We start from the raw sequence: 24,766 nt of genomic DNA on the forward strand, positions 1-24,766 counted from the left end.
GATGGCAAAATGCCCGCTCTGCGGCAGTTCCCTTGACTGGGCAGGACTGATAGAGCAGATGCTCACCCTTGAAAACGCGAATGAGATTTTCCAGGACCGTGAAAAGTTCACGGGGACCTTCGAAGGCTTTGTCTTCAAGTGCCCCCACTGCGGCGAGGAGTTCTACGGGAGGAACCTTCCGGCGAAGGAGGCCGAGAAGGTCTTCGCCCTGCTCAAAGAGTTCAAGGGCTCCATAGACTGGGAGAACCGGAAGGTTCGCCTGAGGCTCAACAGCCTTTTGGCGCTCGACACTATGCTTGAGAACTGGGACAGGAAGGTCAAGGGTTAGCGATAGCCTTTTTTACTTTCGTCCCCTATTTCTAGCGGTTGGTGGTTCTCGTGGAGGCCGTGGAGCTTTACCTATCCAAAGGGGACTATAAAAACGCATTAAAAAACGCGCTGGCAGTGGGGGACGAAATACGGCGGCTGGTGGCTCTCAATGAAGTCCTGACGGCCTTCCCGCGGGACGAGGTTTTAAGCCACATGCTGGAGACGCTCGAATCCGTGAGGGGAACGCCGGAGAAGGCTCTGGCGTATTCGATCCTCGGCAGGGCACTCTACACTCTCGACCGGGACAGGGACGCGGAGGCGTACTTTGAAAACGCCATAGATATCGCCGGGAGCATAGACTCACCGAGGGTCAGGGGTGAAGTGCTGGCAGGGATAGCGAGGAACCTCGTCCTTTCGGACCGCTATAAGGACGGCTTGGAGCTTTTCAAGGAAGCCGTCGAGCTCCTCCAGGCCTCGCGGGGGCTGTCATCGGCGGCAACGTCATCGCTCATAAAGGTCGCCCGGCTAATTGAGAAGAGCGCCGACGAGATACCCAACGAGATAGCCCTCGACTTCTACGGGCTGGCACGGGAAGTTTACGCCTCCATATTCTTCAAACTCCAGGCAAAGTACATTGAGGACAAAATGGGGCTCATCAGGGACGTTTTGAAGAGGGGCAAAACGGCGGTGGAGGAGCTCCTTGAAAAGGGGGAGGTCGAGCCCGCGATTTCCATGATGCGCTTCCTCCCGCTGGAGGAGAGGGCTATAACCATGCTCGAGCTGGCCTACTGGCTCTACCTCCACGAGCAACCGAGGCTCGGGGGGAGGGTCTTCAACGACGCCCTCGAGATAATCTTCGTGGGTAAGTTCAAGCCGACCGACAGGGAGCTGGAGGGGATAGCGAGGCGCTTCCTTCGCATAGGCTTCCTGGAGGAGCCGCTGATTCTGGCAGGAGTTATCCGGGACGATGGGATAGCGTCGGAGCTCCTCGGGGAGGTGGCTCTGGCCCACGCCCGCTGGGGCGATAAAGCCAGAGCCCGTTCGATAGCCGAGGGTATACGAGACGAAAGCGTTAAGAACCGCGTTTTGGAGGCACTGGGGGGTGAGAGTTATGTGGGACACGAGCAAGGATTACCGCTTACTGGTGGCGGAAAAGGCAGTGGAGCTGTTTCTGAAGACGGTGGAGCACGCGAAGTTCAAGGGGAAGTGGAACAAGAAGGGAGCGATTCAGCTGGCGAAGGAGATGATTCCAGAGATACAGGCTATGCGGTACAGCTACGTGGAGCCGAAGGAGCTGATTGAGACACCGCAGATGAAGGCTCTGAAGGAGAAGGCCAACGGTATAATTGAGGCTTTAGGCGGTGAGGACTGGCACCACAAGTTCATCAGCCTGGCCGATAAGAGCGAGCGCGAGAAGGTCGAGGAGCAGGTGGCCAAGGTCAGGTTCTTCCTGAACACGGTGCTCGGCCTCGAGAGACGCCTCGCCCTTGGAAAGATAAACGACCCGGTCATAGCGGTGGACATCAAGGTCGGAGAAGTCATGAGCGTTGGCAAGCACCCGAACGCCGACCGCTTGCTCGTCACCAACGTTAACCTTGGCGACAGGGCGATAACGGTGGTCACGAACGACCTGACGGTGAAAGAAGGAAACCGCGTTGCCGTTGCCCTGCTCCCGCCAGCTAACTTCCGCGGAATCGTCAGCGAGGGAATGTTCCTGGGAGCAGGAGAGGGAGTTCTCAAGGACGTCAAGGGAGAGGTAGGCGGCCTGCCCAAGGGAGTTCCGCTCGAGGCCTTCAACGAGACGAGGAACCTGGTGGAGGCGTTCTTGAAGGGGTGACTTTTCGCTTTTTGTTCCGATGTATTCACTAGCTTACTCGATTACTCTTCTTTCTTTTAGCCCATCTCCATCGTAAAACCCAACTCTGAATAAATTTATACTCGAAAAAAAAGGAAGAAACTATACGAATAGTAAAAGGAAAGATTTATATAGGATAATGTGTATCAAATTATGATAACTCCTCGGAGGTGAAGCACTTGAAGCGGAAGTTTCTGCTGGCAGTCCTCCTCGGACTGCTGGTGGTGGGGGCGACTACGGGGAGTGTCCATGCTGTGGTACAAAAGCCCATCCATCCAATTCTGCCATCCCAACCTCTGACAAAAGCTTTCACAGGTCCCAACGCACAAATTCAAGCCCGTGCTTTTCTTAAGAGACTCCCGGTAACACTTACTTTAAACTTCGACACCATAAATAACATAACTTTCATTGGAATAGCCCTGAGACCAGCAGGTAATGGGGCGTACATTCCTGCATATTACATAGTTCAAGGGGCAAAGCCTTGGGAATATTCTCTCATTCAGAGAAAGTTTACAGAATTTGCAGAAGGTCACTTTAGGGCTCAGGTTTCGGACATTAAAATTGCATCGAGCATCGAACCCAACGTAAACTGGAACTATGCCGGGAGTATTGACTATATAACTCATACTGTCTCCTATCTCGGACAGAGCGGGTATCTTGAATTTAAGGGGTTCTATTATTATTACGTGATTGACCAGAATACTATTGAGTACTATGCCCAAACAAAGCTTCGTGGGGATGTATCCTCATCAGCGGTTGCAGTTAAGGATCTTGACCTCCACGTAAGTCGAGGGCACACACATGAGGTAATAGACGATTTCCTTCCGGACGGACACATTGGACCAACTACAAGTTATTATGAATCCCTGACCGTCGAATTGACTCCAGAAGAGGCAACCAAGATCAGTGCCAGTGCAGGCTATTCTGTAAACACAAACAATGATTACTACTTTAGGATTGATACTCACACTGCAGATCCTAACAGCTACGTGGATTTCCATGCATATGACTTCAAGAAAAAATCTTGGTGGAAGGACCCTCCCGCGTGGGGTCGTTCTTTCTACATGAAAACGGCCACTACCATGAAAACCACATCAACAGCTACCACTACGTATTTCGGTGTCTTCAAATACAGGGTAAGTGGAGAATTCTCTCCCGACTGCCGGATACTGCGTATGTAATCCATAGTGGAAGTTAGGGAACAGGATGTATCCGGCCTTCTTCGACTTCCAGAACAGGAGCCTGAATCTCCCCCTGCAAACGAAAGTGCGGTGCAGAAGTATCTTGAATTCTTCAGTGAGCACGATGGGAAAGTTTTTCCATGTAATTCCACAGTTAAGGCAACATACAACGGCACGAGCACCGTTAGAGTGATGGAGGGAACGTGTGTTGTTCCAGCCTGTGTAATGGTGAACGGATGAAGTATTCCGATGGTCCAGCTACCCATTCTCTCTATCATCCTCTACGGGCTCCTCTTCCTTCTACCCGAGAGATTGCCTTTCCCCCTCTACGCCCTTTTTTATTCCATAGTTTTTACCTTTCAGGCCGCCGCCGTGTTTGATGGGCTGGGCGTTGATGCGCACTTACCCGGGTCCCTGGAGCTGGTGAGCTGGCCTACTCCTCCCTGATTGGCACGCTGATGGCATCTGTTCCGCTCGTACTGATAAGAAGAAAAGGGGAATAACAGGGCCGATTCTCTGCTCTTCGCATGGTTCAGTCCTGCCTGAACCCCATTCTCTTCTTTACGACCTCCAACGCCCTCTCCGCGTCGCCCTTGAACTCAGGATAGCCGAGCTTCTCCATCGTTTCTGGGAGGGGAACTCCAAGCTCCTCGTGCCAGCCCCTCAGCCTGTAGAACTCCCTTCTCGCCTCGAGGAAGTCGTTGTAGTCTATAAACGCCGCGTTGCCCTCCGCCGGCCCATCCGGCTCCGGTTCCCACCAGCGCGGGGGTATGGTATCGTCGAGCGGTGGGGTAACCCAGTCGAGGGCGTCGTGTATGCGCGCGATGCTCTCAACCGCCTGCGCGACCTTCCTGAACCGTTCAACGGTCCACTCCTCGCCCGTGGCCAGTGAGTAGAACCTCGCCAGGTCCTCCATCTTATAGGACACGAACTTGCACGTTCCGAGCATGTCGGTGATGCAGCTCTCGTCCCTGCCCTCTATCATCGACGGAACGAGTTCCTTAGCAGGCCCCTGGTTGGGCAGCTGGTGCGGCCTCGGCCAGCCGCGGAGGTGGCTCGCCCCGACGTCGGCGGTAGCGTAGCTTAAAGCGTAGGTTCTCCTTCCGCGCGGGTCCCAGGCGGGACTCTCCATGCCCTTCACGTGCACCGCGAACTCGCAACCTCTGCCGAGTCTCTCACAGGCCCTCTTCACGCCGTCCGCCAGAATCGCACCGATGCCCTTCCTCTCGGCCATCAGCTTGATGAGCCTCTCCTCAGCTTCCTCATCTCCGAAGCCTTTAACGGGGAAGCCTATCTCCTCATCGGTGATTAGGCCCCTCTCGACCAGCTCGAAGAGCCAGCCGATGGTGGCGCCGGTGGCTATGCTGTCGAGGCCGAGGTGATTGACGAGCCAGTTGAAGTAAGCCACCGCCGGGAAGTTGAAGACGCCGGTCGCCGCTCCGAGCATCGCTATGCTCTCGTACTCCGGCTTGACGCGGATTTTCTTGCCCTTGTATTCCACCTCGACGTAGCGGGCGCACTTTATCGGGCAGCTCTTGCCGTGGACGAACCACTCAGGGGTTACCTCGTACTTCTTGACTTCATCCCCTGCCAGCTTGCTCGCCAGCTCGTCCGGTATGTGGGGCCTTGAAAAGTTGTAGGCAGGGCTCATTCCAAGCGATGCAGAGCTCCTCAGCGCGTCGCTCGTTCCGTAGTTCCTCGTGTGCTCGTACTTGGGGTCGGTGGCGAAGTGCCCGTAGAACTCCTGCCATAGCCTCTGGAACTCCTCCGGCTCTGCAACCTTCGGCTTCTCGCCGGGTTCGACTACAACGGCTTTGACCCTCTTGCTCCCGAGGACCGCTCCAAGGCCGCCCCTTCCGCTGGCCCTCTCCGTGTCGTAGATCACGTTCGCTATTCTGCTCAGCTTTTCGCCGGCCGGGCCTATCAAAGCCATGCTAGCCTTCGGGTGCTCCTTCCAGAGTTCCTTGGCTACCTCGTAGTTGCCCCTGCCCCAGAGATGCTTCGCGTCCCTAATCTCGACCTTTCCGTCGTGGACGTAGATGTAAACCGGTTCTTCGGCCTTACCTTCGATTATCAGGGCATCGAAGTGCCCCTTGAGCTTCGGGCCGAAGGCGTCTCCACCGCTCGAATCGCTTATCAAGCGCGTCTCGGGGCTCTTGCTCACCGCTATGACCTTGCTCGAACCTGGAATCAGGCCGGTTAATCCACCGGTGGCGAAGACGAACTTGTTCGCCTCGCTCAGGGGGTCGGTTCCCGGCGGGACCTCCCTGTAAATCAGGTAGTAGCCGAGGCCCTTTCCGCCGATGAACTTCCTTATCACCTCGTCGGGCAGTTCCTCATAGGTCACCCTTCCAGTAGTCAAGTTTACCCGCGCAATCCGGTTGTGGTAGCCGTACATCAGACGCACCCCCTCACTTTTTCCACATCCTCCTCCTTGAGCCTCCAGCCCATGGCACCGGCGTTCTCCTCAAGGTGAACCCTGCTTCCGGCCTTCGGAATGGCGATAACGTTATCCTCCCGGATGAGGTAGTTGAGCGCAACCTGAGAAGCCGTTTTACCGTACCTCCTCCCAATCTCCGCCAGGCAGGGGTTCCTTGCGAGCGAGCCCTTCTCCAGCGGAGTGTACGCTATGAGCGCCATTTTTTCGCGCTTCATGTAGTCGAGAAGTCCGCTCGTCTCGGGCCACCTGTCGCGGAGTGAGTACTTCACCTCGTTAGCGACTATCTCGTACCTCCTCATGGCCTCCTGGGAGCGCTTGAGAAGCTCCAAGTCAAAATTGCTGACGCCTATGTAACGAATCAAGCCCTCATCAACCAGTTCTTCGAGTGCACGGAGCGTCTCTTCAATCCTCCTCCAGCTCTCGCCGGGCCAGTGGAGGAGGTAGAGGTCTATGTACGTCCCGAGCCTCTTTGCGCTTGCCCTTGCTGCCCTTTTCGTCTCGCTGTGGCCGAAGTGGGTCGGCCAGACCTTGCTGATTATGAAAAGCTCCTCGCGTTCGAAGCCGTCGATGGCCCTTCCAACCAGCTCCTCGCTGTGGCCGGCCCCGTAGAATTCAGCTGTGTCTATGAGGTTGATCCCCATCTCCAGGCCGTACCTCAGAACCTCAACGCTCTCCCTGTCGCGCGAGTAGTCGGGGCTCTCATAGCCCCCTATACCCCACGTACCCATACCAATCGCGGTAACCGTCTCAGCCTTAATCCTCTTCAAATCCCTCCGGATCATAACCCACCACACCTTTGGAATTAGGAAGCCGAACTTAATTAAGGTTTCCGTCTAAACGCTAAGATGGACAGAAATGGGATACGGCATGTTTTTAAATTGGAATCAAGAGTATTCCGCGGTGATACCATGGACCCGATGGCAGAGGTGTTTGAAAAAGCCAAGAAAAACCCCCAGATGAGGAAGAAGCTGCGGATAAAGGCGATTTTCTCGATGACGCTGTTCATAGCGTTCCTCGGTGTGATATTCATAACCATCGGAACGTTCATCTCCGCAAAGCAGGGGACTTTCCTGGGGATGAACCAGCTTGATTTCCTCAAGCTCAGGGCCCGCTACGGCCTCGTCATGATGGTTCTGATAATAATCCACCTGATCATGAACAGAAGCATAATGAAAAAGGAGCTGGAGCTGCTAACGGGTTAAACCTCCTCCAGCTTTTTCTTTACGTCTTCCGTGTTTTTCCGCGTTTCCTCAAGCGTGTTCTTGAGCCTCTCAAGCTCGACCTTGAATTCGTTCAGGGTTTTGTTCACCTGGTAGAAGGCAAACACCAAAACCACGAGGATTATCAAACCGAGTATTATGCTTATCCACCCGCTTGGAGTCGACATGGATTCCCCTCCCCACGGCATTTTCATCCCTCCAGATTCATAATCACGTCGTTGTCTATAACGAGCCTGAACGGCCTTGCACGGTAGTATTTCTTGGCCCTGGGGTCATCTGGCTCAAGTCTAAGCTCGCTCTCGACGAGGCCGGCCTTTTCGAGCTTCTTGAGATGGAGATAAAGGAGCTGCCGCGATATTCCAAGTTCCTTAGCGAGTTCGTAAACGTACCACTCCTTCTGACAGAGAAGCTTGAGTATCCTGACCCTTACAGGGTTTGAGAGTGCATCGCAGACGGTGGCCAGCTCCTCGACACTCTGTACCATTTTCAACACCGCTGAGTCAAGACTAGAGGAGGGTTGGAAAAAAGAGATAAAAGCTTTCCGCTCATCCCACTATGGCTCGGTATTCCTCCTCGCTGAGAACCTGGGGAGAGTACGCTACGCCGTACCTGTTTGAGAGCACCCCGGTAAACGCCCTCAGGTGGCTCTCGCTCCCGCTCATCAGGCTTTCAAAGACGGCCTTCACGTCCTCGTTGTCGGTTCTCCTGAGGTACTCCTGGAGGTCCTTTATATCTATCTCCTCGACGAGAGCCCCGACCTTAAGGGCCTCAACGTCCCCCGCACTTCCCTTGGAGACGAGGTCGTCGTAGAGGTTCTGCATTTCCTTGCTCCCGAATTCACCCACACCGAGCCCCTCAACGGGATTTGTCAGGTTGTATTTCTCTATTAACTCCACCACCATGTCCATGTGCGTCTGCTCGCTCCTCGCTATGTTGTCGAATACCTGAATGCCTGTCTCGTTGAAAAGCGTCAGGTAAACGTCGCGCGCGAGCTTCTCCTCCTCGGCCATGTAAAGTATCGCATCTATCTCATCCTCACTGAGCTCCTGATAGGGCAGCACCGAGATGTCCGGCATGCCCATCCCGCCCTCAAGGGAACCCTGTCCCCGATCCTCCGGGGGTCCGCCTATCCCGGTTGATGTGGGGCCCGTCTCGGTCTCCCCGGCTATGCATCCCGATGCCACAACGGCAGCCAGCAGAAGCAGACCGATAATCAGAAAACCTACCTTCTTCATTAATCCCCACCCCTTAGTTCGGCTATTGCCTCCTCCAGTATGGCCTTGAACTCCTCCCCGTCCAGACCGTACTTGTACTCAATCTCGGCCAGGGTCTCGTCAGGGGATGCGTCTATTCCGTTCTCCCTGAGTTTCCCAATAAGGTCGGTCACTTCAACGTTGAACTCATCAGCGAGCTGCTGGACGGTGTAATACTTCATCATAGTTCCCGTGATATACACGTCCCCCGTGACGTCGGAGGTGTACTCTACGGTGGATGTTTCCTCACTACCGCTGTACCCCGCGAAAACCTGATATCCTGCGGCAAGGAGGATTATGGGAACAACAACGGCGGACACAGCCTTGAGCTTGGAACTCCTGAACGCGGATTTCAGCATTACCCACATGCTCTTCACTCCAATGGCCAGGTGCACCGCGACGAGCCCGGCCATCACGAAGCCAAGATATGTGTGTACCAGCGTTAGAGTGTCTTTGTCGAGACCCAGGAACGTCCAGCCGATACTCTCCGCTATCCTTCCGCTCGGTGCAAGGTACAGCCCGATTCCAGTCACCAGCACTACGACGAACACGACCGTCAGCAGGAGGTCGATGACCCCCCTGATAAGGGCCGAAGCCCTCATTCTCCCACCTCCGGTGGGCACTTAAAGTTGCAGTTCTTTTTCATCTCAATCACCTCATCTCTTCATTATTGCATATAGCAGCGCTCCCAGGAGCAGGAACGGGAGCAGGAGGAGTGCCAGCCTGGCGAAAAGAACGAATAAGGCAAATATCCCGAGGCCCCACCAGCCGAATCCCCAGCCGCGCCTTCCGTGCATGGGGCCCAGTGCAGGACCGAATCCCCTCGGCATGTTCACACCCCCAGGTAGAGCCAGCCGACGATTTTATCCCCACAGTCCAGGGTGACCTTGACTCCGAAGGGCGTCTGATAGGCGCTTCCTATGGTGACACTAGAGAGCTCACAGCCGACCACTTTGCCGACGTAGTTGCCGTACTCGTCGAGCAGCTTGAGCACCGTTCCCCTCGAAGTCTCGTAGCGCTCCACCTTAACGCGCCCGAGCAGGGTCAGGGCGTCTTCCCTTACCTCTTCAACGTCTATCTCCTCGAGCGGAAACTCACCATACTCAACGAAGTGCCAGACTCGGGACTTGACTTCCATAAGGTTCGCCTCCCGGAAAGTTAGAAAAGGGAAAAACATCAGAGAGGCATTCCAACCCTGTGGGCAAAGCCCCTCATCCAGCCCCAGGCGTGTCTGAAGGTGTTGGCGATTCCATCAATGATTCCGCCCTGGGTTCCCGCGTCGCCGTGGCGGGCGCCCATCATGCCCACGGCAGCGCCTTTCATTCCACTGTCATGGTCGGGGGCGGAGGCGAGTATCTCGTCCACCTGCTCCCCGGGCAGCACCTGCGCGGTGTAGTCGACACCCATAACCTCAAGCTGGCCGGCGAAGGCCCTCAGGTGGTTCTCGCTGCCCGCCATGAGGTTCTCGTAAACCTGCTTGATGTCCTCGTTGTCGGTCTGGGCTATCCAGTCCTCGAGGTCCTTTATGTCGGTCTCCTCTATCAGTGCACCGACCTTAAGTGCGTCCTCCTGGCTTACGCTTCCCATCTCAACCAGCTGGTCGTAGAGGGCCTGAAGGTCGTCGTTCTGGAAGACACCCACCTCGTCGAGAGTCTCTGGAGCGGTTAGGTTGTATTTCTCTATCAGTGAAAGAACCGCGTCCATGTGCATCTGCTCGCTCCTCGCTATGTTGCTGAACACCGGAAGGTCCCACTGCTCGTAGAGCGTCAGGTAAACGTCACGTGCGAGCTTCTCCTCCTCCACCATGTACAGCAGGCCGTCTATCTCCTCCTGGCTGAGGTCGGAGTAGTACGTCTCCATAGTGCCGTTAAGCATGGGTGCGGTTGTCCGACCGGCGTACGGGTTCTCTCCTGGAGTCCCGTGCCACGCTGCCACGCTCCCAAGGGTGAACCCCAGGGCAGCCAACATCAACAGGGCGATACCCCAAATCTTTTTCCTCATGTCTCATCACCTCTCCATGTGTAAGTTCAATATTACATATGCATGCAGGGTTTATAAAGTTTTTGGTAACCACTCATATAAAGCAACCAAATCGACGTTTAGAAAGGCCATCTGAGAGTGTGAATACTGGAGAATTCCATGCTACAAACAGACTAAATTAGAAAAGAAAGGACATCAGGCCCCAAACTTCTCGCTCCGGTTCATGAGGTCCATCATCACCGGTACGATATCGTGGCCCTTTATCCTACCGAGGCCGCCGCGCATGCACTCGCGCTCGCCGAAGCTCTCGGTGTAGTCGGGCCTCACACCACCGCCGGCTATGAGGAGCGGAACCGGGTCGCCGCTGTGGTTCATAACCTCGCACGGGGTGCTGTGGTCGCCGGTGATGGCGATGACAACGTCCTCGAGGTCGATGCTGTCGATGATGTAGCCTATCATCCTGTCGGCCTTCTCAATCATCTCCGCCTTGAGCTTGGGATTGTTGTCGTGTCCAGCGGCATCGGTCGGCTTGAAGTGGAGGAACACGAAGTCGTAGTCCCTCAGGAGTTCGACGACCTTCCTGGCCTTGGCCATCTCGTCGGTGTTGTACTCGCCGGTTGCTCCCTCAGGGGTGTAAACATCAAAGCCTATCGCCCTGGCAACGCCCTTGACGAGGGAAACCGCTATGACTGCCCCAGCCCTGACCTTCCACTGCTCGGTGAACTTCATCGGGATGCCGGGGTAGATTCCGGCACCGCGGATGAGCAGGTAGTTGGCGACGGGCTTCCCCTCCTTCCTGCGCCTCTCGTTTATCGGGTGTTTGTCCAGAACCTCATGGGCCTTCCTTGCGAACTCTTCAAGGATTTCCGCGACCTTCCTGCTCTCCTCATCCTCCCAGGTGAACCTGTGGGGCGGCTTGCCCGCCTCGTGGGGGTCGTTCTCCCCGACGCGATAGCCCGCGGCCATGCCCTTGAGAACCAGAACGGCCCTGTGGCCTGTCGCACCGACGAATATGAAGTCCACGGGGAGCTTGACGTTCTCTTGGATCGACTTTGCCAGCTCGTGGGCCTCCTCGGTGCTTATCCTGCCCGCGCGCCTGTCGGTGATGATTCCGTCCTCTATGGTGGCAAAGTTCACGCGGAAGGCCAGGTCGTCCTCGCTGAGGTCGAGGCCAACCCCCATGGCCTCAAGGTAGCCCCTGCCGCGGTAAACCTTGTAGGGGTCGTAGCCGAAGATGCTCAGGTGGGCGGTATCGCTGCCGGCCGGCTGTCCGGGCTTTATGGGGTCCTGCTGGCCGAGGATTCCCATCCTAGCGAGCCTGTCCATGTTCGGAGTGTCAGCGTACTCCAGTGGGGTCTTTCCCCCGAACTCCTCTATCGGCCTGTCTCCGAGACCATCGAGGATTATAAGAAGTCCCTTTCTCTGCTTCATATCTATCACCTGGGGTGAGTAGAAGGGTGGAGTTAAAAGCTTTGTTGGATGATTGTGGCCCCTCCCACCACCCCAAAAAAGCTTTTAACCTACCCCCGTTTCTCCCACTGGAGGTGAGGTTATGAAAACCCTTTGGGCACCATGGAGGATCGAGTACATACGCTCACCCAAACACGATGGCTGCATTTTCTGCGACTTCCCGAAGGAAAACCGCGACAGGGAGAGGCTCATTCTCTACCGCGGGAAGCACTGCTTCATAATCATGAACAACTACCCGTACAACCCGGGGCACGTCATGATAGCCCCCTACAGGCACGTCGGAAGGTGGGAAGACCTGACCGAGGAAGAGCTTCTTGAAATAATGAAGCTCTCCCAGCTCATGATAAAGGCCCTGAAGAAGACCATGAATCCACAGGGCTTCAATATGGGTGTGAACCTCGGCCGCGTTGCCGGGGCGGGCATAGACGACCACGTGCACCTCCACATAGTGCCGAGGTGGAACGGGGACACGAACTTCATGCCGGTTATAGCCGACACCAAGGTCATTCCGGAGTCGCTTGAGGAAGCCTACGACGAGCTGAAGAAGGCAATAGATGAAATAGCAGGAGAGACCGGGCCTTAGGCCCTCTTAACTTCTATTGTGAACTCCCTGTTGAGGGGCAGCCCCTCAAAGAGGTCGCTTCCCAGCTCCAGCACAGGAACATCTGCCTCTATAATGCTCTTTTTACCCTCCGGGTCCCCCACAGTGAGTCGGGTGAGCTTTCCGCCGCGGACAGCAGCGGATAGAAACGTTCCATCCTCCGCACGTCCCTCCAGAACAAAGTCCTCTCCCTTGAGCTCCCACGAGACCCTTTTTATCAGGGCTGGGGCGGTTTCGGGGGTCACCCTCTCAACGACGCCCCTGCCGTTCCGTATTTTCGCCACGGGACAGCTTGCCTGGGCGTTGCAGAAGCCCCTAATGGCCTCCGCTATCCCCCTTGCAAAGTTATCCAGCGGCTTGCCCATCAGCGCCTCGCCGAACCCTGCCCAGCTCGCGGAGACCCTCAGCCTTCCATCGACCACCTCAAAGGTTATTGTGAGTATCCCCCTGTCCCCGGTGAATGTGTAAACGGCACGGTGCTCCTGGAATCCCACGGTTAGTTTGAACTCGTAGCCGAAGTTGAAGATGAAGCGGGGCACTTTGAAGCGAACCCTGTCGCCCTGGATATCCTCGAAGTACGGGAAGAACGGAAGGGTTTTCTCAGGCTCGCTGAGGATAACCTGAAGGCTTTCCCACGGGTGAGAGATTTCAACTTCCCAGCTCTTCGTTTTCACGTTTATCCCCACAGAAACCATAGAAAGAGATATAAAAAGCGTTTCTTAAACCGTTGGTTTGGAACCCGGTGCAAGAGGAAAGAAAAAAGAAATCAGTCCTCAACAGCGTAGAGATTGACCTTTCCGTGCGGAATTCCAGCTTTTTTGCCGTACCATTCACTGAGGAAGCGATGGAGTACAACGAGGAGCGGTACCGCGATGGCGAGCAGCAGCCAGCCGTTCCTCAGCCCCGCGGCAAAGAGCAGGAGCACAACGGCGCCGACGAAGCCCGCGGTGAGGGCGTAAGGTATCTGGGTGTTCACGTGGTCGATGTGGTCGCAGCCTGAGAACATGGAGCTCATGATGGTTGTGTCACTGATTGGTGAACAGTGGTCCCCGAAAACGCCGCCGGCAAAGACCGAGGCGATGCTGGCGTAGACAACCGGTCCAAAGCTCCCGCTGAGCCCGTAAGAGAGGGGAACCGCTATCGGCATCATTATCGCGAAGGTCCCCCAGCTCGTTCCTGTCGTGAAGGAGATGAATGCCGCCACCACGAAGACGACGAGGGGAACCAACCCAGGTGAAAGGACGTTCGATGCGACGCTAACTATGTAGTCGGCGGTGCCAACCGCGTCGCAGGCGCTCTTGATGCTCCACGCGAGGATGAGTATCATCATGGCGAAGTGCATCTGCTTCATTCCGGCAACAAGGGTGTGCTCGACATCCTCGAGGCTCATTATCTTCATCGCCAGAACGAGAACCATTGCGACGATGACCATGGAGAACGAACCCCAGACGAGGGCCCACGTTGAGTCCGCGTTGGAGAGAACCTCTTGAAAGCCGCCCTTGGCGTAAGCGGCGCTGCCTCCGCCAGTAACCCACAGGCCGAGGAACGTCATGAAGACAAGGGCCGCAACGGGTAGTATAAACACCCAGACGCTTTCCTTGCCCTCTATGGGCATCCCCACGTCCACCTCCGTCGTCATCATCGGCTGCGCCCCATCGCGGAGGACCTTGCCCTCGGTCCTGGCACGCTGCTCAGCGTGAAGCATCGGGCCGTAGTGCCTGTGGGTGGCGGCAACGAGGTAAACGAGGATGACCGCCAGAATTGGGTAGAACCTGTAGGGCCAGCTGGCAAACCACGCTGAGTAGGCGCTTATATCCGCACCGACGCTCGCTATCGCGTCCTTCAAGAGGCCGAGCTCGTAACCGATCCAGGTGGAGACGACCGCCAGAACCGCCACCGGCGCGGCTGTGGAATCGTCGGCGTAAGCTAAGAACTCCCTCGAAACCCTCGCCCTGTCCGTGATGGGCCTCATTGTGTTGCCGACGATGATGGTGTTGGTGTAGTCGTCGAAGAATATTATCGTTCCGAAGATAGCCGCCATCAGCGAGGCTGCACGGCTCGTTTTAACCTTCCGCGTCACTGCCTTCGCTATGGCGTTCATGCCGCCGGCCTTGTATATCAGCGCTACCCCTGCACCTATGAGTGCGTCGAAGAGGAGAATCCTCGTGTTCCAGAGGTCGGTAACAATCTGCCCGTTCTCCTCCCAGGCGGACGCTATGTTGAAGGCTATCCACTTTAGGGTTTCAGTCGTGGCCCCTACGGGGTTTCCCCCCGCCACCAGCAGTCCACCAACCCACACTCCGAAGAACAGGGCGAAGAGAACCCTTTTGGTCAGGATGGCGAGACCGATGGCCACGAGAGGTGGCAGGAGTGAGAGTACTCCAAAGTCCGACATGATCCGATCCCTCCCATCTTTGGCAAATTTCGTTTGATGTACCGGACAAGCGGCACCGGTGTGGGCTAACAAAAAACACTTTTATTACTTTTGTAACAAATATACCAAAAAAGCAGAATTCTGTTTCATTTGGAACAGAATTACCTCATCCCGCGTATGATCCTTTCCAGGACCTGGTACGCCATTGGCGCTTCTTCCCGGTCAATAACAAAAATCGTGTCCTTGTGGCAGGAGATCACCTGGGTTATGTTTATCCCGTTTGCGGCCAGCGCCGAGGTCATGAACACGACAACTCCTGGGGTTTCAATTATGTCCTCAGGGCTTATCACAGTAAGGGCGGTCTGGTCCCTCAGTATGCCAACGACCTCCTTCACAAGGCCAAGAACCTTTGCCTCGTCCTCACTCGCGATGACGATTGTGAACGTGTCCCTGGCCTGGGTCAGCTGGAAGAACCTCGATTTGCTCATTATTTCCAGCAGATCCTTCACGGCCCTGACAAGGTGTTCCTTCGAGACGGTTATCACGCTGACATCGGATTGGAGCTCTATGATGCTGTTTCCAACGACGCTCCTCACCCGCTCCTCCAGAAGGGACCTCTCATCCCTGAGCTCCTCCCCGAGGCGGATCAGGGCCATCTTGACCGCAGGGATGGATGCATTCAGGCCAGCGTCGGCTACGAGTATCCTCGCAAGGGCACTGTAGTTAACGATGCCGAGGCGCATGCACTCCCGCACAAAGGGCCGCCTCATTATCTCGTCCCGCACAATCTCGGCTATGCTGGGTTTTCCGGGGTTCATTGTTCATCCTCCCAAGGCCGGAAACGGATTATATTCCGGCTATTCTCTTCCACCTCTCCTTCGTCCTCTTCCAGCAGCCAGGAGGCATGAGCTCGCCCTCCGGACAGTAGCCGAGCTGAACGCACCTGGGCCCGAGCTTCGCCCACTTTATCACGGGCCTGAGGTCATCGTTCTTTGCGATCTCCTCCAGCATCTTCCAGGCGACTTCCCGTATCTCCCACTGGGCCCTCTCGCACGCCCTCAGGCCGAAGAAGTGCTTCAGCTCGCGGAGGTTCATGGTCATGACGAGCTTTGTCCTCACCGCCTGGGGGAGTACAAAGCGCGCGTCCTCCTGGTGAACTCCCGCATTGTAGCTCTCCTCGTAGAGCTCGATAGCCTTCCTCATTAACTCCTTCCATTTCTCGTAGAGCCCAGGCTTCTCCTTCACGCTCTCCGGAATTACGAAGGTCTCTTCGACGTCGTTGGGGTTCAATTTTATATAGCGCTGTGACTGTTGGGTATAACTTGCAAGTCTGTGTCTCACAAGTTGGTGTGAACACGTCCGAGAACATCCCTCGATCGCGAAGGTGAGAACCGCGTGCTCCAGTATTGACTCGTGACCATACCCCAAAACCCGGGGCAGATGCATCCCAACGTCCCCTTCGCCCATGCGCTCGAACGCTTCCGTCTCCCATTCATCCCAGTAGCTTATGAGCGCCGCCCAAGTGACGGTTTCGAGAGGTTTTTTCGTATAATTGACAAGGGTAACCCTGATCCCATCCCCCATTCGCGCCACCGGAGATAGAATCGGGCCAGGTTTATTAGGTTTACTTTGGGGTCAAAAATAGGCGAGGGGACCGAGTTCCCTAAATGGCCTAATCCTCCGGAGCTTCCTCAGAAGGCTCCTCACTAGCCTTGACAGGTTCCTCCTCAGAGGGTTCGGCACTCTCGATCTCCACGGTTTGTTCGGTTGCCGGCTCGGGGGCTGGTTTCTCATTTACGGCCCCGGGAAGCTCCTCCGGAAGGGCGAAGAACGCCATGATTTCGAGAAGAGCACCGACCAGGATGAAGAAGTAGCCCACCATGAGGAGCGCGAGTATCGCGCCGATGAGGTAGAAGAGCGCCGCGGTGTGGAACGTTCCGACACCGGTCTCCCTGGCTATTGCATCGTAGCTCTTCTTCATGAACCAGACGCCTATTATCATTATGATCACTGCAACGAGGCTCCACGTTCCGAAGGCGGACATGAGTTCGGTCACCTTCTCGGGATCGTGGATGACGTCCGCCATCTTGTCCCACATATCGTAGAACGCCCACGACAGGATCAGGCTGGCGGTTATGTTTAACAGAGCCGCCCAGATGTAATCCTTAAAGATGCTCTCCTTCTTCGTTGCCTCCGCGATGTTCTTCACCGCGAAGAGCTTCAGCACGAAACCCACAAGGTAGGTCACGTAAAAGAGGCTGAATATGGCACCAATGCCGCCCCAGGTCCGGGCATTTTTCAGACTTTCCATAATATCACCCAATGTCTGTACGATTTTCAGATATAAAAGAGTCCTCTCCAACGTCTGCGGAAAGAATGTCAAAATGATCCATCAAAAAATCGAAAAGGAAATGGGAACAAAAAACTAAACAGGTGCCGGCTCTTCAACGGGCTTGGATATCTCGTCGGGCAGTGAGAAGAACGCGATTATCTCGAGGATTGCCGCTATGACAATAAGCAGTCCACCGATCAGAACTAGCATCAGGATTGCACCGATGATGTACAGCAGCGCGACCGTGTGGAACATGCCCACCCCAGTCTCCTCAGATATCATGTCGTAGCTCTGCTTCATGAACCACACACCGACTATCATGAGAACCACTGCGATGATGCCGCCGGCGCCCATCATGCCCAGGCCGAACTCGGGTGACTTCGAGGCACCCAGCATCGAGCCCCACATGGTTCCCATAAGTATCAGGCTGGCCAGTATGTTCAGTATGGCAGCCCAGAGGTACTTGCTAAATATCTCGTCCCTGTCGGTAGCCTCGGCGATGTTTTTGACGGCCAAGAGCTTCAGGATGAATCCTATGAAGCCGAGGCCCACAACGGTCAGGATGGCTCCGATGCCACCCATCATTTTGGCATTTTTCAAATCACTCACGGGCAATCACCTCGAAAATAAATGTCTTCATAATCATTTAAAAGGTTTTCCACCAGTGGCTATAAAAGTATGACACATCCATATCGGAAGTACTTCATGTGGCAAAGAATGCGGCGGTGTTCATTACGTTTGGAAAGCCAGCGTGCATTGATGCTCAAAAGATTTCAGTCCTATCCCACTTTCTCCGACGAAAGGGTTATTAAAACCGGGCTCCAGCTTTAGACGGTGATGCACATGGTGGTTAGCCTTGCAGGAAGGGATGTTCTCTGCCTTCAGGACTTTACGAGGGAGGAGATTGAGACTATTCTCAAGACAGCCGAGATGATGAAGATCTGGAACAAAATAGGCAAGCCGCACCGCGTTCTTGAAGGCAAGACCCTGGCCATGATCTTCCAGAAGCCCTCAACCAGAACGAGGATCTCCTTCGAGGTTGGAATCTACCAGCTCGGCGGCTACGGCCTCTACCTCAACGCCAACGACCTCCAGCTCAGGCGCGGCGAGACCATCGCCGACACCGCCCGCGTCCTCAGCAGGTACGTGGACGGAATGATGGCGAGGGTTTACGCCCACAAGGACGTCGAGGACCTCGCCAAGTACGCCAGCGTCCCGGTCATCAACGGTCTGAGCGACTTCAGCCACCCATGCCAGGCTCTCGCTGACTACCAGACCATCCTCGAGAAGAAGGGCCGCATAGCCGGCCTTAAGATAGTCTACGTCGGTGACGGAAACAACGTCGCCCACTCCCTCATGATAGCCGGAACCAAGCTCGGTGCCAACGTTGTTGTTGCAACCCCCGAAGGCTTCGAGCCGGACGAGAAGGTCATCAAGTGGGCCGAGAAGAACGCGGCCGAGAGCGGCGGAAGCTTCGAGCTCCTCCACGACCCGGTTCAGGCGGTTAAGGATGCGGACGTTATCTACACCGACGTCTGGGCGAGCATGGGTCAGGAGGCCGAGGCCGAGGAGAGGAGAAAGATATTCCAGCCGTTCCAGGTCAACAGGGACCTCGTCAAGCACGCCAAGCCAGACTACATCTTCATGCACTGCCTCCCGGCCCACCGCGGCGAGGAGGTCACCGACGACGTCGTTGACTCCCCGAACAGCGTCGTCTTCGACGAGGCCGAGAACCGCTTGCACGCCCAGAAAGCTGTTATGGCCCTTGTTATGGGCGGGATTAAGGTCTGAGGCCTTTTCTTCCCTTTTGTTCTCCCACACTGCTTGGCCTTCTGAGATGCTTCCGCTGTGAAAGCGGACTTTCACAAAACCGCCCTTCTATGAAAGTGCACTTTCATAAATCATCGCAGTTATGAAAGTTGGCTTCCACAAACGAAGAACCTTTTAAACCCCCCTCCGTATTTCCCACCATGCTGGAAAAGCTCTTCAGCCTCGGCTACTCCAAGACATTCGCGGAGCGCTATTACGAGCTCTGGGGCGAGAGGGCATTAGCTATAGCCGAGGCCATGGAAAAGCCCCTGCCGAGGTGCTTCCGCGTAAACACCCTCCGCATCGAAGTGCCGAAGCTCACCAAGCTCCTCAACAAGAAGGGCTTCCAGTTTAAGCGCGTTCCCTGGGCGAGAGAAGGGTTCTGCCTCACTCGCGAGCCCTTCTCGATAACCTCCACTCCGGAATATCTGAGCGGTCTCCTCTACATTCAGGAGGCCAGCTCGATGTACCCTCCCGTCGCTCTGGAGCCGAAGCCCGGCGAAACCGTCGCCGACATGGCCGCCGCCCCGGGCGGAAAAACCTCCTACCTCGCCCAGCTGATGGAGAACGAGGGAATAATCTACGCCTTCGATGTCGGGGAGGAACGCTTAAAGGAGACCCGTCTGAACCTTTCCCGCCTCGGGGTAACCAATACTGTACTCATCCATAAGTCTTCGCTCCACATAGCCGAGCTGGGCGTCGAGTTCGACAGAATCCTCCTCGACGCACCGTGCACGGGCTCGGGCACCATACATAAGAACCCCGAGAGGAAGGCCAACAGAACGATGGAGGACGTGAAGTTCTGCCAGGGGCTGCAGATGCAGCTTATCGAAAAAGCCCTTGAGGTTCTGAAGCCGGGAGGAATCCTCGTCTACTCAACCTGCTCCCTCGAACCGGAGGAGAACGAATTCGTGATCCAGTGGGTTCTTGAGAACTTCGACGTTGAACTGCTCCCGCTCCGCTACGGCGAGCCCGCTTTAACGAGCCCCTTCGGAATCGAGCTTAGCGGGGAGATAAGAAAGGCGAGGCGCTTTTATCCGGACAGGCACGGGACGAGCGGCTTCTTCGTTGCGAAGATTAAGAAACTCTGAGCCGGTTTCTCCATATCAATCCTTTGAGTCCGGCGCGAGCTTCTCATCGAGCTCCCTCAGCCTTTCAATGACATCCGCACTGAGGTTCTTCTCCAGCTCTTCCCGCGCGGCCTTGGCCAGCTCGAATTTCGAGTCGTACTTTCCGAGGGCCGTCCAGTGAATCTTCTTCCCCTCGACGAAAACGTCTATGTCGCAGAGGCGCTTGTAGCCGTGGTACTCAATGCCTTTGAGCAGGAACTTAACGCGCACCGGGTCTTCCCATGTCAGGAGCTTGAGCTTGTAAACCGGAACGCGCATGAATGGCCTCGGATAGTCCCAGTCCCAGCCCTCTCCAATGACGAAGCCAATGTCTATGTCCTCAATCACCATCATGAGGCGCTCTATGTTCTCCTCGTAGCGCTTATCGGTGTCGTAGATTTTAATCGTGATCTCGTTCCACTCGGGCATCAGCCTGAGCAGAAGGACGGGAAGGTCAACGCTCAGCTCCCTGTAAACCTCAAGGAAGTCCCTGCGGACGAGGACGGCACCATCGATGTCCTCCGGCCCGATCGGGGAGTTGAGCTTTTTCCTGGTCACGCCGATTATCGTGTCCCCTGCCTCACCCTCGTCAAGGGCCGTCCTTATGTCCATTATCTCCCCGCCGTACTTTTTGGAGATGAGCTTCAAGCCCTCCTCAACCTTGCTGGGGACCCTTATGAATATCAGCGTGCTCTCCACATGAACCTTTTCTATCGGGAGCTTCTCGTTCAGGATAAGGCTCAGAACAACCGGGGCGTGGGAACTCACGAGAAAGGCCGTCTCCGGCGGTATCGTCTCCTTCTTCCATTCATCCGTGACGAAGACTATTGTCTCGAACTCGCTGCTCTTCTTAATCGCCTCGTCCGTTGGTATCTCACCGACCCCAAAGGCTTCCGAGAGGGCCCTCTTCACGGCCGGGATGTCCCCGGTTCTGAGGAAAATAATGGACGGTCCAAAGCGGAGAACCTTCATCACATGCCCCTCCACATCTTGTATCCTCTGTCGAAATCCGTCCCGCCGGGATACTTCACCCTGTAGGTCTTCCCGCTCGGGAGAAGAACGAAGTTGACACCGAGGACGCCGTTCAGTCCCCGGTCTATCAGCTTGAAGTTGTGGCCGTAAAGTCTGAAATCGGCGTCCAGGCCGGCCACCTCCCTCCACGTGTGGCCGAGGGCGAACCTCATACCTCCTATCTCAACGATGGTTCCTGGCTCGACGACACTTCCCCCGAAGAACTCCCGGACTACCTCAGGCTCATCCTCGTTGCCTGGGACCACGTAGAGTTCCGTCCCAGGGTTCTTGAGGACGCGGGCCAGCTTTCTCACCGCTCCAATGTAGAGCGGCTTCATGTCGGGTCTTCGCTCAAGCTTTATGTTGTCCGCGAGGTCGCCCGTGTGGATAACGTACTCGGGACGGACCCTGTCAATGAGCTCACCTATGAAGCGGTAAGCGCTCTCTGGGGTGTCGCTGACGTGCATGACCTTCGTTTCGTCGGTGGATGACAGCAGCTCCAGGACTTTTTTCCGGAAGAGGGGGAGTTTTATCGGCATTAAATAGAGTAGGAGCAGGGTTTATATATACCTTCGCCAAGTTACTAAGGGTGTTACCATGAAGGTTCTTGTTCTCGGTGCCGGAAACGTCGGCACGGCTATAGCCTGGGATTTAAGGGACGAGTTCGACGTTCACGTTGGGGACGTCAGCGATGAGAGACTGAAGGCGGTGTCCGAATTCGCCACGCCCCTGAAAGTTGATGCGTCCAGCTTCGATTCCCTTGTTGAGGCCATGAGGGGCTTTGAGCTTGTGATAGGGGCCCTGCCTGGAAGATTCGGCTATCAGTCCGTTAGGGCCGCCATAAAAGCGGGCGTTGACATGGTCGACGTCTCATTCATGCCGGAGAACCCCCTGGAGCTTCGCGATGAGGCTGAAAAGGCGCAGGTGACGGTTATATTCGACGCCGGCTTTGCCCCAGGGCTGAGCCACATCCTGATGGGGCGCATCTGGCAGGAGATGGACGAGCTGAGGGAGGGCCACATCTACGTCGGCGGCCTCCCAAAGGAGCCGAAGCCGCCACTCCATTACAGAATTACATGGTCACCGAAGGATTTAGTTGAGGAGTACACGAGGCCGGCGCGCGTGATAAGGGACGGCGAGGTTAAGGCAGTTGACCCCTTCGAGAGGATTGAGGAGGTAACCGTGGGCGACTTCGAGTTCGAGGCCTTCGTAAGCGACGGGTTAAGAAGCCTCTTGGAGAGCGTTAGGGCGGAGAAACTAGAGGAGTGGACGCTCCGCTGGCCGGGACACCTGGAGAAGATGAGGATTTTAAGGGAGCTCGGCTTCTTCAGGCCGGAGCACGTTAATAAGACGCTTGAGGTTATATCCCCGCTCATGACCTACGGGAGCCCGGACTTCTCGATAATGCAGGTGGTCGGAAGGGGAACGCTGGACGGCGAGGAGAAGGAGATAGGCTACCTCCTGTACGACGAGGAGAAAGAGGGCTTCACCTCGATGGCCCGCGTCACGGGATTCACCGCGGCGATAGTGGCCAGACTCGTGGCCGAGAAGGGCTGCATCTTTGGTGTTATTCCTCCGGAGATACTCGGAATGCGCATAGACACCTTCGAGAGAATCGTCGACGAGATTGCCGACAGGGGCATAAGGCTCGAGAGGTGGGAGAATGCTCCACCTGGTGATAGCTGAGGCGGAGCTTGAGCCCGTCCCGAAGGCCATAGTGGATCATCCTGCTGTTGTGAACCACGCCAGGAGGAGGGGAAAGAGGCCGGACGAAATACTGCTGGACAGCACCTACCACCACGCGGCCATCAAAAAGCTCCCTGACGGCGAAAGGAGGGGAAGACCCGACATAGTCCACATCTGCCTCCTCAACGCCCTCGAGAGCATAACCAGCAAGGAGGGGCTCTTGAGGGTCTACGTCCACACCAGAAACGACGAGGTCATCCACATCAAGCCGGAGACGAGGATTCCAAGGAACTACAACCGCTTCGTTGGGCTGATGGAGAGCCTCTTCAGGGATCGGGTCGTGCCGAGGGGCCTGGAACTGCTCCGCATTGAGGAGAAGTCCCTCGGAGAGCTCGTGGAGGAGTTAAACCCCGACGGGGTCTTCGTGATGCACGAGGAAGGGAAGCCCACTAAGCCAAAGGACTTTGGGAAGATACTGGGTGGACTTGAGAACCCCCTCGTCATCGTCGGTGGATTCCCCCATGGGGATTTCAGGGGCGAAACGCCAGGGGAAAAAATAAGCATTTACGAGGCCCCGTTGATGGCCTGGGCGGTTGTGAACGAGGTAATCATCAACTTTGAGCATTGGGTTCCCTGAAAAAAGCGAAAAAGCTACATAATGTTTTTATATTTTGTTTATGCTTATTTTTTTGGGCACTTGGAAACAACACAGCAAAGGCAATCCAATGGGGGTGTGTTACTCCATGCGAAAAATAAGCTTCCTGATGGCGTTCCTAATCGCCGGATACGTCCTTGGAATATGGAACTTCCTGGTTCTGCCGAAGTACTACATAACCTTCGGGCTCAAAGGATTCCTGATTTCACTCCTCCCGATGCTGGTGGCAATGTTCCTGATATACAGCGAGGCGGAGAGCACCAAAAAGACCCGCTACCTCATATACGAGCTGTTCTTTAAGATAGCTAGGACTCCCGCACTGATATTCAGCCTGCTGATGTTCCTGATGATAATGCTCGGCGTCACCACCTACTACTCCTCCTACGGCCTCGCCCTCATCTTCGGGATGGGCTCGAGGTACATCCCCATTCTGGCCCTCGGGACGATACTGCTCTCTGTTCTGATGCTCATACTGGCAAAGGGCAGAACCCTCGAGTTCATCTCGGTCGTCTCGATACTCTTCGTTCTTTTCGCCCTCGCTTCGGCGTTCCTGATCAGGAACCAGGCGCTCAGCATGGTCACCGCGCCACAGGCGGTTCAGTACATGAAGGGTGCGGTATCCTCAATAACGTCCTTTGACCTGTCCCTGACCACAAGGGGAGTCCTCTTCATGGTCGTTTCCGTCTTCGTCTCCCTCGGTCTTGGCGCGGGGGTTTACTACGTCCTGGGAAGCTTCACCCCGGAGGAGCTTAACCTTAGAAAGGTTCTCGCGGCGGTTTTCGTCCTCCAGATAATCCTCAGCTTCGCCGCGGCTTTCACCGTCGCCTACTCCCTGGGCGCCGCCTACCAAGCCTACGGTGAGGCGTTCCAGAACCCGAACATCCCCGCAGATGAGTCCATGAAGCTTTTCATGAAGTTCAACGACCTCAAGGACTACGCCACCAACAGCGATAAAAGCCCGATGGACTCGATAGAGGTCTTCTACTCGATACCAGCCGTCCTGAGGGACAACGTGCCCAACGACACGACCCTCATAGCGCTCCTGATGCTGTCCCTCTATCTAGCCGGCCTCACGACCATAATCATCCTCATCGAGATGGGCAGCCAGATGCTCTCCGAGGTTATGCAGCTTGGAAGAAACCCGAGCCTGGGATTCGTGGGCATCCTCGGCATGATAGTGGCCGGCGCCATGGTGGTCGGCGACATCAGAACGATGTTCGTTGTTGTACCATTTTCCGTGGCGGCGCTCATGGCCGCGGTCGAGAGCTACCCGCTGCTTTCCTCTGAGCTGACGCACAATAAAGCGGTAGTCTCAGCTGTGATGCTGCTCCTCTTCGTCAGCGGGCTGGCGACCCTCTACTACTCACTCACCGCCCCAAAGATGCCGGTGAAGATTGGTGCGGTGCTGGGTCTCGTGCTCCTCGTGCCGGTGCTCATGAACGGCATGCTGCTGAAGGCCCGCCGTTGAACATTTCCTCCTT

29 protein-coding genes are annotated in these 24,766 nt (G+C 55.7%); 11 read left to right on the forward strand and 18 right to left on the reverse strand.

The window, feature by feature from the left end; all coding sequences use genetic code 11:
* Position 1: 1 nt before the first annotated feature.
* The 4 genes from FPV09_RS03855 (at position 2) to FPV09_RS03875 (ending at position 3,792) form a co-directional block, all read left to right on the forward strand.
* On the forward strand, positions 2-328 hold the full coding sequence (locus tag FPV09_RS03855; RefSeq protein ID WP_148882444.1) for a hypothetical protein: 327 nt from the start codon (positions 2-4) through the stop codon (positions 326-328).
* Between the two features lie 1,092 nt (positions 329-1,420).
* On the forward strand, positions 1,421-2,146 hold the full coding sequence (locus FPV09_RS03865; RefSeq protein ID WP_148882445.1) for a tRNA-binding protein: 726 nt from the start codon (positions 1,421-1,423) through the stop codon (positions 2,144-2,146).
* A gap of 197 nt (positions 2,147-2,343) precedes the next feature.
* Positions 2,344-3,345 carry a hypothetical protein gene (locus FPV09_RS03870; protein ID WP_148882446.1) on the forward strand — a complete coding sequence of 334 codons (1,002 nt, stop codon included), beginning with the start codon at positions 2,344-2,346 and terminating at the stop codon, positions 3,343-3,345.
* A gap of 249 nt (positions 3,346-3,594) precedes the next feature.
* Complete coding sequence (locus tag FPV09_RS03875; protein WP_058938614.1) at positions 3,595-3,792, forward strand: hypothetical protein; 198 nt, start codon at positions 3,595-3,597, stop codon at positions 3,790-3,792.
* A gap of 85 nt (positions 3,793-3,877) precedes the next feature.
* Here FPV09_RS03875 and FPV09_RS03880 read toward each other — a convergent pair whose 3' ends face one another.
* Entirely contained in the window at positions 3,878-5,743 is a 1,866-nt protein-coding gene (locus FPV09_RS03880) for an aldehyde ferredoxin oxidoreductase family protein (RefSeq protein WP_148882447.1), read from the reverse strand.
* The gene (locus FPV09_RS03885) at positions 5,743-6,567 is read right to left on the reverse strand and encodes an aldo/keto reductase (protein ID WP_148883665.1); all 825 of its coding nucleotides are present in this window, start codon (positions 6,565-6,567) and stop codon (positions 5,743-5,745) included. The genes FPV09_RS03880 and FPV09_RS03885 overlap by 1 nt, the downstream gene beginning before the upstream one ends.
* A 126-nt stretch (positions 6,568-6,693) precedes the next feature.
* Between FPV09_RS03885 and FPV09_RS03890 the strand changes: the two genes are divergently transcribed.
* The gene (locus FPV09_RS03890) at positions 6,694-6,987 is read left to right on the forward strand and encodes a hypothetical protein (protein WP_058938611.1); all 294 of its coding nucleotides are present in this window, start codon (positions 6,694-6,696) and stop codon (positions 6,985-6,987) included.
* Here FPV09_RS03890 and FPV09_RS03895 read toward each other — a convergent pair.
* From FPV09_RS03895 to FPV09_RS03925, 8 genes are all read right to left on the reverse strand, one after another.
* Entirely contained in the window at positions 6,984-7,172 is a 189-nt protein-coding gene (locus FPV09_RS03895; RefSeq protein WP_058938694.1) for a hypothetical protein, read from the reverse strand. The two genes, FPV09_RS03890 and FPV09_RS03895, sit on opposite strands and share 4 nt — an antisense overlap.
* 23 nt (positions 7,173-7,195) lie before the next feature.
* Positions 7,196-7,489: an ArsR/SmtB family transcription factor gene (locus FPV09_RS03900; protein ID WP_148882448.1), complete on the reverse strand. Its 294-nt coding sequence runs from the start codon at positions 7,487-7,489 to the stop codon at positions 7,196-7,198.
* A gap of 61 nt (positions 7,490-7,550) precedes the next feature.
* Entirely contained in the window at positions 7,551-8,240 is a 690-nt protein-coding gene (locus tag FPV09_RS03905) for a DUF2202 domain-containing protein (RefSeq protein WP_148882449.1), read from the reverse strand.
* Positions 8,240-8,860: a translation initiation factor IF-2 N-terminal domain-containing protein gene (locus FPV09_RS03910; protein WP_148882450.1), complete on the reverse strand. Its 621-nt coding sequence runs from the start codon at positions 8,858-8,860 to the stop codon at positions 8,240-8,242. The genes FPV09_RS03905 and FPV09_RS03910 overlap by 1 nt, the downstream gene beginning before the upstream one ends.
* 54 nt (positions 8,861-8,914) lie before the next feature.
* Entirely contained in the window at positions 8,915-9,088 is a 174-nt protein-coding gene (locus tag FPV09_RS11955; protein ID WP_168194724.1) for a hypothetical protein, read from the reverse strand.
* A 2-nt stretch (positions 9,089-9,090) separates the two neighbouring features.
* Complete coding sequence (locus FPV09_RS03915; protein WP_148882451.1) at positions 9,091-9,396, reverse strand: hypothetical protein; 306 nt, start codon at positions 9,394-9,396, stop codon at positions 9,091-9,093.
* Positions 9,397-9,434: 38 nt separating this feature from the next.
* The gene (locus tag FPV09_RS03920) at positions 9,435-10,259 is read right to left on the reverse strand and encodes a DUF2202 domain-containing protein (protein ID WP_148882452.1); all 825 of its coding nucleotides are present in this window, start codon (positions 10,257-10,259) and stop codon (positions 9,435-9,437) included.
* A 174-nt stretch (positions 10,260-10,433) separates the two neighbouring features.
* A complete protein-coding gene (locus FPV09_RS03925; protein WP_148883666.1) occupies positions 10,434-11,669 on the reverse strand; it encodes a 2,3-bisphosphoglycerate-independent phosphoglycerate mutase in 1,236 nt (411 codons plus the stop codon).
* 121 nt (positions 11,670-11,790) lie between these two features.
* Here FPV09_RS03925 and FPV09_RS03930 point away from each other — a divergent pair, with 121 nt between their 5' ends.
* A complete protein-coding gene (locus FPV09_RS03930; protein WP_058938605.1) occupies positions 11,791-12,291 on the forward strand; it encodes an HIT family protein in 501 nt (166 codons plus the stop codon).
* Here FPV09_RS03930 and FPV09_RS03935 read toward each other — a convergent pair.
* The 6 genes from FPV09_RS03935 to FPV09_RS03960 all read right to left on the reverse strand — a co-directional run bounded on the left by FPV09_RS03935 (position 12,288) and on the right by FPV09_RS03960 (position 17,624).
* Positions 12,288-12,983: a hypothetical protein gene (locus tag FPV09_RS03935; protein WP_148883667.1), complete on the reverse strand. Its 696-nt coding sequence runs from the start codon at positions 12,981-12,983 to the stop codon at positions 12,288-12,290. The genes FPV09_RS03930 and FPV09_RS03935 overlap by 4 nt on opposite strands.
* 92 nt (positions 12,984-13,075) lie before the next feature.
* Positions 13,076-14,704, reverse strand: coding sequence for a Na+/H+ antiporter NhaC family protein (locus tag FPV09_RS03940; RefSeq protein ID WP_148882453.1), 1,629 nt, complete (start codon positions 14,702-14,704; stop codon positions 13,076-13,078).
* 140 nt (positions 14,705-14,844) lie between these two features.
* On the reverse strand, positions 14,845-15,501 hold the full coding sequence (locus FPV09_RS03945) for a DUF7523 family protein (RefSeq protein ID WP_148882454.1): 657 nt from the start codon (positions 15,499-15,501) through the stop codon (positions 14,845-14,847).
* Positions 15,502-15,529: 28 nt separating this feature from the next.
* Positions 15,530-16,267: an FAD-dependent thymidylate synthase gene (gene thyX / locus FPV09_RS03950; RefSeq protein WP_148883668.1), complete on the reverse strand. Its 738-nt coding sequence runs from the start codon at positions 16,265-16,267 to the stop codon at positions 15,530-15,532.
* 88 nt (positions 16,268-16,355) lie between these two features.
* On the reverse strand, positions 16,356-16,994 hold the full coding sequence (locus FPV09_RS03955) for a DUF996 domain-containing protein (RefSeq protein ID WP_148882455.1): 639 nt from the start codon (positions 16,992-16,994) through the stop codon (positions 16,356-16,358).
* 114 nt (positions 16,995-17,108) lie between these two features.
* Positions 17,109-17,624: a DUF996 domain-containing protein gene (locus FPV09_RS03960; RefSeq protein ID WP_168194725.1), complete on the reverse strand. Its 516-nt coding sequence runs from the start codon at positions 17,622-17,624 to the stop codon at positions 17,109-17,111.
* 234 nt (positions 17,625-17,858) lie between these two features.
* Here FPV09_RS03960 and argF point away from each other — a divergent pair, with 234 nt between their 5' ends.
* Positions 17,859-18,806, forward strand: a complete 948-nt coding sequence (gene argF / locus FPV09_RS03965) for an ornithine carbamoyltransferase (protein ID WP_058938600.1) — start codon at positions 17,859-17,861, stop codon at positions 18,804-18,806.
* A 179-nt stretch (positions 18,807-18,985) separates the two neighbouring features.
* Positions 18,986-19,915 (forward strand): NOL1/NOP2/sun family putative RNA methylase, encoded by a 930-nt coding sequence (locus tag FPV09_RS03970; RefSeq protein WP_148882456.1) that lies wholly within the window; start codon positions 18,986-18,988, stop codon positions 19,913-19,915.
* Between the two features lie 15 nt (positions 19,916-19,930).
* Here the strand turns inward: FPV09_RS03970 and FPV09_RS03975 are convergent, their stop codons facing one another.
* Positions 19,931-20,905: a hypothetical protein gene (locus FPV09_RS03975; RefSeq protein WP_148882457.1), complete on the reverse strand. Its 975-nt coding sequence runs from the start codon at positions 20,903-20,905 to the stop codon at positions 19,931-19,933.
* Complete coding sequence (locus FPV09_RS03980; RefSeq protein ID WP_148882458.1) at positions 20,905-21,483, reverse strand: metallophosphoesterase family protein; 579 nt, start codon at positions 21,481-21,483, stop codon at positions 20,905-20,907. Before FPV09_RS03980 ends, FPV09_RS03975 begins: the two co-directional genes overlap by 1 nt.
* A 58-nt stretch (positions 21,484-21,541) precedes the next feature.
* Between FPV09_RS03980 and FPV09_RS03985 the strand changes: the two genes are divergently transcribed.
* The 3 genes from FPV09_RS03985 (at position 21,542) to FPV09_RS03995 (ending at position 24,753) form a co-directional block, all read left to right on the forward strand.
* The gene (locus FPV09_RS03985; RefSeq protein WP_148882459.1) at positions 21,542-22,630 is read left to right on the forward strand and encodes a saccharopine dehydrogenase family protein; all 1,089 of its coding nucleotides are present in this window, start codon (positions 21,542-21,544) and stop codon (positions 22,628-22,630) included.
* Entirely contained in the window at positions 22,608-23,267 is a 660-nt protein-coding gene (locus FPV09_RS03990) for a 16S rRNA methyltransferase (protein WP_148882460.1), read from the forward strand. The genes FPV09_RS03985 and FPV09_RS03990 overlap by 23 nt, the downstream gene beginning before the upstream one ends.
* Positions 23,268-23,373: 106 nt before the next feature.
* Positions 23,374-24,753, forward strand: coding sequence for a sodium-dependent transporter (locus FPV09_RS03995; RefSeq protein WP_148882461.1), 1,380 nt, complete (start codon positions 23,374-23,376; stop codon positions 24,751-24,753).
* Positions 24,754-24,766: the final 13 nt, after the last annotated feature.

Source organism: Thermococcus aciditolerans (genome assembly GCF_008152015.1).
GTDB lineage: Archaea > Methanobacteriota_B > Thermococci > Thermococcales > Thermococcaceae > Thermococcus > Thermococcus celericrescens.

Coding starts and splice junctions, on each gene's coding strand:
- FPV09_RS03955 (WP_148882455.1), bottom strand. CDS start 16,994: ATGGAAAGTCTGAAAAATGCCCGGACCTGGGGCGGCATTGGTGCCATA.
- FPV09_RS11955 (WP_168194724.1), bottom strand. CDS start 9,088: ATGCCGAGGGGATTCGGTCCTGCACTGGGCCCCATGCACGGAAGGCGC.
- FPV09_RS03920 (WP_148882452.1), bottom strand. CDS start 10,259: ATGAGGAAAAAGATTTGGGGTATCGCCCTGTTGATGTTGGCTGCCCTG.
- FPV09_RS03980 (WP_148882458.1), bottom strand. CDS start 21,483: ATGCCGATAAAACTCCCCCTCTTCCGGAAAAAAGTCCTGGAGCTGCTG.
- FPV09_RS03970 (WP_148882456.1), top strand. CDS start 18,986: ATGCTGGAAAAGCTCTTCAGCCTCGGCTACTCCAAGACATTCGCGGAG.
- FPV09_RS03905 (WP_148882449.1), bottom strand. CDS start 8,240: ATGAAGAAGGTAGGTTTTCTGATTATCGGTCTGCTTCTGCTGGCTGCC.
- FPV09_RS03910 (WP_148882450.1), bottom strand. CDS start 8,860: ATGAGGGCTTCGGCCCTTATCAGGGGGGTCATCGACCTCCTGCTGACG.
- FPV09_RS03930 (WP_058938605.1), top strand. CDS start 11,791: ATGAAAACCCTTTGGGCACCATGGAGGATCGAGTACATACGCTCACCC.
- FPV09_RS03865 (WP_148882445.1), top strand. CDS start 1,421: ATGTGGGACACGAGCAAGGATTACCGCTTACTGGTGGCGGAAAAGGCA.
- FPV09_RS03985 (WP_148882459.1), top strand. CDS start 21,542: ATGAAGGTTCTTGTTCTCGGTGCCGGAAACGTCGGCACGGCTATAGCC.
- FPV09_RS03900 (WP_148882448.1), bottom strand. CDS start 7,489: ATGGTACAGAGTGTCGAGGAGCTGGCCACCGTCTGCGATGCACTCTCA.
- argF (WP_058938600.1), top strand. CDS start 17,859: ATGGTGGTTAGCCTTGCAGGAAGGGATGTTCTCTGCCTTCAGGACTTT.
- FPV09_RS03885 (WP_148883665.1), bottom strand. CDS start 6,567: ATGATCCGGAGGGATTTGAAGAGGATTAAGGCTGAGACGGTTACCGCG.
- FPV09_RS03895 (WP_058938694.1), bottom strand. CDS start 7,172: ATGTCGACTCCAAGCGGGTGGATAAGCATAATACTCGGTTTGATAATC.
- FPV09_RS03915 (WP_148882451.1), bottom strand. CDS start 9,396: ATGGAAGTCAAGTCCCGAGTCTGGCACTTCGTTGAGTATGGTGAGTTT.
- FPV09_RS03880 (WP_148882447.1), bottom strand. CDS start 5,743: ATGTACGGCTACCACAACCGGATTGCGCGGGTAAACTTGACTACTGGA.
- FPV09_RS03945 (WP_148882454.1), bottom strand. CDS start 15,501: ATGAACCCCGGAAAACCCAGCATAGCCGAGATTGTGCGGGACGAGATA.
- thyX (WP_148883668.1), bottom strand. CDS start 16,267: ATGGGGGATGGGATCAGGGTTACCCTTGTCAATTATACGAAAAAACCT.
- FPV09_RS03855 (WP_148882444.1), top strand. CDS start 2: ATGGCAAAATGCCCGCTCTGCGGCAGTTCCCTTGACTGGGCAGGACTG.
- FPV09_RS03975 (WP_148882457.1), bottom strand. CDS start 20,905: ATGAAGGTTCTCCGCTTTGGACCGTCCATTATTTTCCTCAGAACCGGG.
- FPV09_RS03890 (WP_058938611.1), top strand. CDS start 6,694: ATGGACCCGATGGCAGAGGTGTTTGAAAAAGCCAAGAAAAACCCCCAG.
- FPV09_RS03995 (WP_148882461.1), top strand. CDS start 23,374: ATGCGAAAAATAAGCTTCCTGATGGCGTTCCTAATCGCCGGATACGTC.
- FPV09_RS03925 (WP_148883666.1), bottom strand. CDS start 11,669: ATGAAGCAGAGAAAGGGACTTCTTATAATCCTCGATGGTCTCGGAGAC.
- FPV09_RS03990 (WP_148882460.1), top strand. CDS start 22,608: ATGCTCCACCTGGTGATAGCTGAGGCGGAGCTTGAGCCCGTCCCGAAG.
- FPV09_RS03875 (WP_058938614.1), top strand. CDS start 3,595: ATGGTCCAGCTACCCATTCTCTCTATCATCCTCTACGGGCTCCTCTTC.
- FPV09_RS03940 (WP_148882453.1), bottom strand. CDS start 14,704: ATGTCGGACTTTGGAGTACTCTCACTCCTGCCACCTCTCGTGGCCATC.